This is a genomic window from Xanthomonas sp. SHU 199 (assembly GCF_000364665.1).
GTDB classification, from domain to species: domain Bacteria; phylum Pseudomonadota; class Gammaproteobacteria; order Xanthomonadales; family Xanthomonadaceae; genus Xanthomonas_A; species Xanthomonas_A sontii.
This window is the reverse complement of record NZ_AQOI01000709.1, coordinates 1-1018: the sequence shown is the minus strand read 5'-3', so window position 1 is coordinate 1018 and position 1018 is coordinate 1. Positions and strand designations below refer to the sequence as shown.

1 protein-coding gene is annotated in these 1018 nt (G+C 68.9%); it reads right to left on the bottom strand.

What is annotated here, in order from left to right; translation table 11 throughout:
- The coding region (locus D183_RS0120010; RefSeq protein WP_017910565.1) for a methyl-accepting chemotaxis protein at window positions 1-1018 on the bottom strand (1018 nt) is incomplete at both ends.

Sequence of the window (1018 nt, the reverse complement as noted above, 5' to 3'; positions counted from 1 at the left end):
CGCGACCGCGGTGCGCTTGGCGGGCTGCCGCTGCGGACGCGCCGTCACCTTGGCCGCACGCGGCGCGTTGCCCGTGGCAGGCGGCGCCGTTGCCGCACGCACGCCGGCGTTGTCGATCTTGAACAACGCCACGGTGTCGCTGAGCTGGCCGGCTTGTTCCTCCATCGAGCGTGCGGCGGCGGTGGCTTCTTCCACCAATGCGGCGTTCTGCTGAGTGGCCTCGTCCATCTGGGTGACGGTCTGGTTGACCTGCTCGATCCCCGACGCCTGCTCCTGCGAGGCCGCCGAGATCTCGCCCATGATGTCGGTGACGCGTTGCACCGAGGCCACGATCTCGCTCATGGTGCGGCCGGCCTGATCGACCAGCGCCGAGCCCTCGGCCACGCGCGTGACCGAGTCGTCGATCAGCGACTTGATCTCCTTGGCGGCGCCGGCCGAGCGTTGTGCCAGGGTGCGCACTTCGCTGGCGACCACGGCGAAGCCGCGGCCCTGCTCGCCGGCACGCGCCGCTTCCACTGCCGCATTCAAGGCCAGGATATTGGTCTGGAAGGCGATGCCGTCGATCACGCCGATGATGTCGGCGATCTTCTTCGACGAGGCCTCGATCCCGCTCATGGTCTGAACAACCTGGCCGACCACGTTGCCGCCCTGTGAGGCCACAGAAGCCGCGCCCACCGCCAACTGGTTGGCCTGACGCGCGTGCTCGGCGTTCTGCTTGACCGTGGAGGTCAGTTCCTCCATCGACGCGGCGGTTTCTTCCAGGCTCGCCGCCTGCTGCTCGGTGCGGCGCGACAGGTCGTCGTTGCCGGCGGCGATCTCGGTCGAGGCCGCGTTGATGCTGACCGCCGCGGTCTGGATGCGACCGACGATGCCGGTCAGCTGTTCGACGGTGGCGTTGGCGTCGTCGCGCATCCGCGCGAACACGCCGCGGAACTCGCCATCCATGCGCGCGGTGAGATCCCCGGCGGCGATGGATTGCAGCAGGGCCGACAGCTTGCCCAGGTTGTGGTCGCTTACT